Genomic DNA, 7,691 nt, shown 5'->3' on the forward strand with positions numbered 1-7,691 from the left:
CTTGCAGCGACGGACCTCAGGACACTCTTACACCACGTCTGCGCGCGCGACCTTCGAATCGCTCAAGCTAGGCAATTTGCTTTCGATTTTGCTGCTACTAAATTTGTGACAGTACTCATATTTGCCACTTTTTGACCACGGGGTATCCGGAGGGGCCCTCGATAAACATCTAACGCTACAATAACTACCACGTGGCTGGGTTTGCCGGCCGAATGTGTGATGTCGTGGGAGGGGACATGGTCGAGTTTACAAAGACGATTAAAGATCCGTTGGGACTACACGCCCGCCCGGTTGCGCTGCTCTATGACATCATTGCCAAGCACCGCAGCGACGTGTCGGTCAGCATCGGCGACCGCCATACCGACGGTCGCGATGTCATGGGCCTCATGGCTCTCTACGGCGAGTGCGGCGAGGACATCATCTTTCGCGTTTCGGGCGTAGACGAGGCTTCCTGCGTTACGTCGATCAGAAACCTCTCGCTCTAAGCATGACAGGGCGCGGCAAAGGACAGCTCTTTGCCGCGCCTTTTTGTTTCGTATAGGAAACTTTTTCGAAATCTGAATGGGGACCCTTTCCAAAAAGTTAACCACGTGTTAGTTTACTAAAGCAAACATAGGCGTGGTTAACTTTTACCGCGTCGATGTTGAGGACGAACTGACGTTAGGAGCCACTCATGTCTTGCGGACCGCAGATGCCGGCAATGCCGCTTTCGATGGTAAAAGCGGGCGAAACCGTGCGCGTGTCTCGTGTAAAGGGCAATGAGGATATGAAGCACCACCTCAAGGACCTCGGCTTTGTCGAGGGCAGCGAAATTCACGTGGTGAGCTCGAGTGGTGCCAATATCATCGTCACGGTGCTGGGCGCACGCTTTGGCATCGATTCCAAGGTTGCCATGCACATCATGACCGTCGGTTAGTCTGCAGCATTTCTTAAAAACCGAAAGGGGGACAAGAGGATGAAGACGTTGGGTGACGTTAAGGTGGGCGAGAGCTCCACCATCGTCAAGCTTCACGGTGAGGGTGCGCTTCGCCGCCACCTTATGGACCTGGGGCTCATCAAGGGCACTTCGTTCAAGGTCGTGAAGGTTGCACCGCTCGGCGATCCGGTCGAGATCAACGTGCGCGGCTACGAGCTTTCCATCCGCAAGGAGGAGGCGGCCGTCGTCGAGGTCCAGTAAGGGCTCGAGACGTATATTTCTGCAGATAAAGTTAGGTTTTTCTAACTTAATGCTGCAACTTTGAAGCACATTATCCAGCCTGCGCGGAGAAAGCAGCGCAGGCACACAAGGAAGAAGGATTGAATGGCGGATTCTCAGATCCATGTCGCGCTGGCGGGTAACCCCAACTGCGGCAAGACCACGCTTTTCAACCTGATCACCGGCGCCAACGGCTACGTTGGCAACTGGCCCGGCGTCACGGTTGAGAAAAAGGAGGCCAAGCTCCTAAGCGACAAGAACGTTACCATCACGGACCTCCCTGGCATCTACTCGCTTTCCCCCTACAGCCCTGAGGAGCAGTGCTCGCGCGATTACCTCATGAGCGGCGAGCCCGATGTCGTCGTCCAGGTGGTCGACGCCACCAACCTCGAGCGTAACCTGTACCTGGCGCTTCAGGTTATCGAGACCGGCCTGCCCGTGGTCGTTGCCCTCAACATGGCCGACCTGGTCGAGAAGAACGGCGATAAGATCGACACGGACAAGCTCTCCAAGAAGCTCGGTTGTCCGGTCATGATGATCTCGGCCCTTAAGAACAAGGGCATCAAGGAGCTGTTCGAGCAGGTCAAGAAGTCCGCTGCTTCCAAGGGCCAGGTGCCGGAGCACAAGTTCGATTCCTCCATCGAGGACGTTCTGGACCACATCGAGAACAATCTGCCGGCGAGCGTTCCCGCCAACAAGCGCCGCTACTACGCTGTCAAGCTGTTCGAGCGCGATGCGGACGCCTGCAAGCTCATCAACCTCACCAAGGAGAAGACCGCTCGCGTCGAAGGTCTGGTCGCTCAGTGCGAGCAGGACTGCGACGATGACGCCGAGTCCATCATCACCGGCGAGCGTTACGGCGTGATTGCCCACATCATTGACGAGTGCCTCACCAAGGCTCCGGCAAAGATGAGCACCTCCGAGAAGATCGACCGCGTGGTTACCAACCGTATCCTGGGCCTGCCGATCTTTGTGGTCATCATGTTCTGCGTGTACTACATCGCCGTTTCTACCTTGGGCGGCACGGTGACCGACTTCACCAACGACCAGCTCTTCGGTACCGACGGTTGGTACGTGCTCGGTCAGGGCCGCGACGCCTACGACGCGGCCGTCGAGGCTGCGGGCGACAATGCCGACTCGGTCGACCCGGCACAGTACGGCCCCTATGTTCCTGGTATTACCACCATGGTCCACGACGCCCTTGTGGCGGGCGGCACCGAGGACGGTGGCCTGGTCGATTCGCTGGTCTGCGACGGTATCGTCGGCGGCCTGGGCGCCATCTTCGGCTTTGTCCCGCAGATGTTCCTGCTGTTCGTGATGCTGTCCTTCCTGGAGGACTGCGGCTATATGGCCCGCGTCGCCTTCATCATGGACCGCGTGTTCCGTCGCTTTGGCCTGTCCGGTAAGTCCTTCATTCCTATGCTCGTGTCTTCGGGCTGCGGTGTCCCCGGCGTCATGGCTACCAAGACCATCGAGAACGAGAAGGACCGCCGTATGACGGTCATGACCACCACGTTTATTCCCTGCGGCGCTAAGCTGCCGATCATCGCCCTGCTCATGGGCTCCATCATCGGCGATTCTTCCACCACCGCCGCGTGGATCAGCCCGCTCTTCTACTTCCTGGGCGTCTTTGCCGTCATCGCCTCGGGCCTCATGCTCAAGAAGACCAAGCTCTTCGCCGGTCGCCCGACGCCGTTTGTTATGGAGCTTCCTGCCTACCACTTCCCGGCGATTCGCTCTTGGGCGCTGCACGTGTGGGAGCGCTGCTGGGCCTTTATCAAGAAGGCCGGCACGGTCATCTTCGCGTCCACCGTCGTCGTTTGGTTCCTCTCCAACTTTGGTAGCTACAACGGTTCCTTTGGCTTCCTGCCTGCGATGGACGGCATCCCCGAGGAGTTCATGGACTACTCCGTGCTTGCCATGCTCGGCAACCTGATCGCCTGGATCTTCGCCCCGCTCGGCTTTAGCACCTGGCAGGCAACAGCACTGTCCGTCTCGGGTCTTGTTGCCAAGGAGAACGTCGTCGCCACCGCCGGCTCGCTGCTGTCCGTTGCCGATGCCGCCGAGACCGATCCGAGCCTGTGGACCGCGTTCGCCGGCATGTTCCCGACCATGGGCGCTTGCGTTGCCTTTGGCGCTTTCAACCTGCTGTGCGCTCCGTGCTTTGCCGCTATGGGTACCATCCGCAACCAGATGGACTCCGGCAAGTGGACCGCGATTGCCCTCGGCTACGAGTGCGCCTTTGCTTGGGTGATCGGCCTGTTCATCAACCAGTTCTACAACCTGCTTGTTCTTGGACAGTTTGGTATCTGGACGGTGGTGGCCATCGTGCTGCTGGTTGCGATGCTCTTCCAGATCTTCCGTCCCATGCCAAAGCATGCATGGACCGACGAGGACGAGACCAACGCTGCTTCCGCTGCAGTTTCCGCTTAAGTCCGAATAAGGATTAACCCCTCTCCACGAGCCCGGGTGTCCCAGCGACACTCGGGCTTTTTGGTGGGGGAGATGTGGCGTTTCCGCAGATAAAACCGACCAAAATTAACCTGTCCCCTTTGATAGGTGGAGAATGGGGTAAAGTAAGTGGTGGTTAACTAGAGGAGGCTTGCTATGGCACCTATCGATATTGTTGTACTGGCCGTTATCGGTATTGCGTTTGTCGCCGTGTGCGTGCGCATCTACCGCAAGGGCACCTGCGCCGACTGCGCTCAGGGAGGCGTTTGCACGGGACATTGTTCCAACAAAAAGACCTGCGCCGCGCTTAAGGGCGTGGACAAAATTGCCGAAGACTTGGGCCGCGGTATTCATTAGCCGACCGGCGTTTGAGCATGTTTGACTGCGGATACGGCAGTTGCTGGTACGATAGGTACGTCAGCAACTGCCGCCGAGCGGCTCAAATGAAAGGAATCCCGCATGGAGTCCTCCGCCTACCCGATGCTCTTTAGCCCGATCAAGGTCGGTACGACCGAGGTCAAGAACCGCGTCTTTATGCCGCCGGTGTCCACCAACCTGGCCGATCATGGCTATGTGACCGACGACTTGGTCGATCATTACCGTGCCCGCGCCAAGGGCGGCGTGGGCCTCATCATTACCGAGGTCGTGACGGTCGAGCCCACCTATACCTATCTGCCGGGTGACATGTGCTGCTACGACGACACGTTTATCCCCGGCTGGGAAAAGCTTGCCGCCGCTGTGCACGAGTACGGCTGCAAGATCATGCCGCAGCTCTTCCATCCCGCCTACATGGCCTTTAATATTCCGGGCACGCCGCGTCTGATCGCTCCGTCCTTTGTGGGTCCGTCCTATGCCCGCGAGGCGCCGCGTCCTATCACGGTCGATGAGATTCACGAGCTCACGCATCAGTTTGGCGACGCTGCCGTGCGTATGCAGAAGGCCGGTGTCGATGGCGTCGAGGTCCATGCGGCGCACGCCCACGGCATGCTCGGCGGCTTTTTAACTCCGCTCTACAACAAGCGCACCGATGAGTATGGCGGCTCGCTCGACGCCCGCATGCGCTTCTTGCTCGAGGTTATCGCCGAGATTCGCGAGCGCTGCGGCAAGGACTTTATCATCGACGTCCGCATTTCGGGCGATGAGTACACCGATGGCGGCCTGACCCTTAACGACATGATCTACGTCTCGCGTCGCCTGGAGAAGGCCGGCGTCGACATGATTCATGTGTCGGGTGGTACCACCATCAAGCGCGGCTCCGCAATTCCCGCTGCCGGTACTCAGCAGGCCTCGCACGCCGCCTGCTCGCGCGAGATCAAAAAGCACGTCAACATTCCTGTCGCCACGGTCGGCCGCATTAACGAGGCATGGATTGCCGAGGAACTGATCGAGGACGGCGCTGCCGACATCTGCATGATGGGCCGCGCCAATCTGTGCGATGCCGAGTTCTGCAATAAGGCCGCTGCCGGCAACGCCGATGATATCCGTCCCTGCATCGGTTGCCTGCGCTGCCTGAACGGCATTATGTTTGGCAAGCGCATCTCCTGCACCGTCAACCCCGATGTTGAGCGCGACGAGGCCGGCTACGAGCCTGCCGCCGAGGCCAAGAACGTACTGGTTGTGGGCGCCGGTCCCGCGGGCATGGAGGCGGCGTTCATTGCCGCCAAGCGCGGTCACAACGTGGTGCTCGTGGATAAGCAGGACGAGCCGGGCGGCGAGATGCGCATCGCAGCCGTTCCGCCGGCAAAGCAGGAACTCACCCGCGTGATCAAGTATCAGTACCGTCGCCTGGCCGAGGCCGGCGTGAAGTGCGTATTTGGCACCGAGCTTACTGCCGAGGACATTCAGCGCGACTACGCGGACTACGAGGTCGTCCTGGCTTATGGCGCCGAGCCCATCGCTCCGGCCTTCATGCAGGGCTTTAAGCAGGTTATGACGGCTGACGACCTGCTGGGTGGCAAGGCTTTCCCAGGCAAGAAGATCGTCATCGTGGGCGGCGGCACCGTTGGCTGCGAGACGGCCGATTACCTGGCCCCGTTGGTCAACGACCTGTCGCCGGCCAATCGCGACGTCACCGTTATCGAGATGACCAAGACGCTCGCCGCCAACGAGGGCGGCGCCGGTCGCGCGGTGCTCATCACGCGCATGCTCTCAAAGGGCGTCCACGTGCTGACCGAGGCCAAGGTGACCGAGATTACCGAGGACGCCATCAGCTACGAGAAGGATGGCGAGGTCCACACCATCGCCGATGCCGATACGCTGGTGCTTGCCATGGGCTATCGTCCCAATACCAAGTTGGCCGACGACCTTGCCGCTGCCGGTGTTGCCACCCACGTGTTGGGTGACGCCAACAAGTGCGGCAACATTCGCGACGCCATCGGCGACGGCTACAAGGTTGCCTGCGAACTCTAGTCAACCCCTTTGCACCAATCGATTGCAAAAAGCGGCGGCTGCCCTGTGTGTTGGGCAGCCGCCGCCTGCGTTCGACGGGAAGGCGCAGATAGTCCGATTAGGGCCCAGGAGCTCCTTGACCTTGGCGATGATGGCCTCGTCGGTGGCGTTGGCAAAGAAGTGCTCCTGGAACGGTTTTCGTCTTGCAGGGCAGTTGTCGTTTCTACAGTTCAGCTTCCAGTTCGGCTTTGTGCTCGTAGAGGTAGTCGCGCATGTAGGGGATGGCAAATGAGACCTTGCCGTACGAAGGAGCCTCGATAATCGATTCTCTTAACAGGCGGCTGCGGACGGAACTCACCTGTTGAGGCGTTTTGTTTAGGGCGTCGGCAACCATGCTGGTCGAGCTTGTCTGCCCCAAAGACGCCATGCTCAGCAGATAAGCGATGCACGTGGGCGGAATGCGCTGCAGCGCGGGCTCAATCACCATGGCGCAGAAGCGTTCGCGTGCCGTTGCAATGCCGCGCTCGGCTTCTTCTTCTCCAATAATCGCTGTATGTGCGCGTCTTGCCAACTGCCATGCGTAGTATCCAACGAGTTGGATCATGAAAGGATAGCCTTGCGTTGCCTCGGCAAGTTGGCCGGCAATACCTGGCTGCAACTCCATGCCAGACGCTTCAATGGTTTCCTCGAGGGAGTACGACACTTCGGTTACTGCCACAGCCTTCAGATCAAAGGGGAGGGCACGGCGCAAAAACGTAAGTGTCTTTCCGTTGATGATGCTTTCAATCATCGAAGGCAGCCCAGCAAAAACAAAGGCGATATCAAGGTCTTCGCCGATAACCTGCTGAATCGCAATGGAGAGCGTTCGGACCTCATCGAGCTCTGCGTCTTGAACCTCGTCGAGAGTGATGAGCAGGCCATTTCCATTCTTGGTTATTGTCTGTCTCATGGCGTCGCGTAGCGATGGGCCGATTCGCTCAATATCTATGCTGCCGATGGATATGCCAGCTACGGTGGGCTCAAATCTGGCGTGTTTGGCCTGGAATTTGGGCTGCAGCTGTTCGAGAATGCGCTGGCAAAGTCCCTCGGTTGCGACCTCTTTTATGACCGTCCAGCCACGGCTTTGCGCCAAACGTGAGCACTCGTCAAGGAGGACCGTCTTGCCCGTTCCACGGACGCCGGCTATGCGCATTAGGCGCCCAGGGGCACCAGGCCCGTTGATGAGGCCTTCACTGAATTCTTCGAGTACATCTTCGCGGCCGATAATCGTGGGGGGTGTTTTACCTGCTGTGGGCTTAAAAGGGTTTGTTTGCATGTGAGCCACCTTTGCTCAAGATATAGCAAGATATAGCAAAGTATAGCAAGATATAGCAAAGTATAGTGAGATATAGCAAAGTAAGCGCTACTCGCGGGTTTTGCGGTGGTGCTATTTTCCAAATGCCGCGCGGATAAAGCGCTGGTCGAACAGCTTGTTGGCAACTCACGAGGGCTCGGGGTGCCAATTTGGGATGGAGTGGTGCTGTGCCACGAATAGGGCCTATCTACTACGTTTAAGCCGCAGAGGTCAACCATAGCCGGCTTTTTCGAAAATCGACAAGCTGCCTACCTGCACTGATAATTGTTCTCGGGGGAAGCGGGCACTGCGGGGCGCGGCAAC

Annotated in this window: 7 protein-coding genes; 6 read left to right on the forward strand and 1 reads right to left on the reverse strand. The window is 58.5% G+C overall.

What is annotated here, in order from left to right; genetic code table 11:
- Nucleotides 1-236 precede the first annotated feature (236 nt).
- From I2D41_RS02850 to I2D41_RS02875, 6 genes are all read left to right on the forward strand, one after another.
- A complete protein-coding gene (locus I2D41_RS02850) occupies nt 237-485 on the forward strand; it encodes an HPr family phosphocarrier protein (protein WP_022094361.1) in 249 nt (82 codons plus the stop codon).
- Nucleotides 486-673: 188 nt separating this feature from the next.
- Nucleotides 674-916, forward strand: coding sequence for a FeoA family protein (locus I2D41_RS02855; protein ID WP_040358815.1), 243 nt, complete (start codon nt 674-676; stop codon nt 914-916).
- 39 nt (nt 917-955) lie between these two features.
- Nucleotides 956-1,177: a FeoA family protein gene (locus tag I2D41_RS02860; RefSeq protein ID WP_006234774.1), complete on the forward strand. Its 222-nt coding sequence runs from the start codon at nt 956-958 to the stop codon at nt 1,175-1,177.
- A gap of 123 nt (nt 1,178-1,300) precedes the next feature.
- Entirely contained in the window at nt 1,301-3,628 is a 2,328-nt protein-coding gene (gene feoB / locus I2D41_RS02865; protein ID WP_195363479.1) for a ferrous iron transporter B, read from the forward strand.
- Between the two features lie 174 nt (nt 3,629-3,802).
- Nucleotides 3,803-4,003 carry a hypothetical protein gene (locus tag I2D41_RS02870; protein ID WP_117634210.1) on the forward strand — a complete coding sequence of 67 codons (201 nt, stop codon included), beginning with the start codon at nt 3,803-3,805 and terminating at the stop codon, nt 4,001-4,003.
- 102 nt (nt 4,004-4,105) lie between these two features.
- On the forward strand, nt 4,106-6,055 hold the full coding sequence (locus I2D41_RS02875) for an NAD(P)/FAD-dependent oxidoreductase (protein ID WP_195363480.1): 1,950 nt from the start codon (nt 4,106-4,108) through the stop codon (nt 6,053-6,055).
- Between the two features lie 202 nt (nt 6,056-6,257).
- On the opposite strand, the gene I2D41_RS02880 is transcribed toward I2D41_RS02875, so the two are convergent.
- A complete protein-coding gene (locus I2D41_RS02880) occupies nt 6,258-7,349 on the reverse strand; it encodes an ATP-binding protein (protein WP_195363481.1) in 1,092 nt (363 codons plus the stop codon).
- Between the last annotated feature and the right edge of the window lie 342 nt (nt 7,350-7,691).

The sequence above is a fragment of the Collinsella aerofaciens genome (assembly GCF_015552075.1).
In the GTDB taxonomy this organism is placed as follows: domain Bacteria; phylum Actinomycetota; class Coriobacteriia; order Coriobacteriales; family Coriobacteriaceae; genus Collinsella; species Collinsella aerofaciens_Y.

Coding starts and splice junctions, on each gene's coding strand:
- I2D41_RS02875 (WP_195363480.1), top strand. CDS start 4,106: ATGGAGTCCTCCGCCTACCCGATGCTCTTTAGCCCGATCAAGGTCGGT.
- I2D41_RS02850 (WP_022094361.1), top strand. CDS start 237: ATGGTCGAGTTTACAAAGACGATTAAAGATCCGTTGGGACTACACGCC.
- I2D41_RS02855 (WP_040358815.1), top strand. CDS start 674: ATGTCTTGCGGACCGCAGATGCCGGCAATGCCGCTTTCGATGGTAAAA.
- I2D41_RS02860 (WP_006234774.1), top strand. CDS start 956: ATGAAGACGTTGGGTGACGTTAAGGTGGGCGAGAGCTCCACCATCGTC.
- feoB (WP_195363479.1), top strand. CDS start 1,301: ATGGCGGATTCTCAGATCCATGTCGCGCTGGCGGGTAACCCCAACTGC.
- I2D41_RS02870 (WP_117634210.1), top strand. CDS start 3,803: ATGGCACCTATCGATATTGTTGTACTGGCCGTTATCGGTATTGCGTTT.
- I2D41_RS02880 (WP_195363481.1), bottom strand. CDS start 7,349: ATGCAAACAAACCCTTTTAAGCCCACAGCAGGTAAAACACCCCCCACG.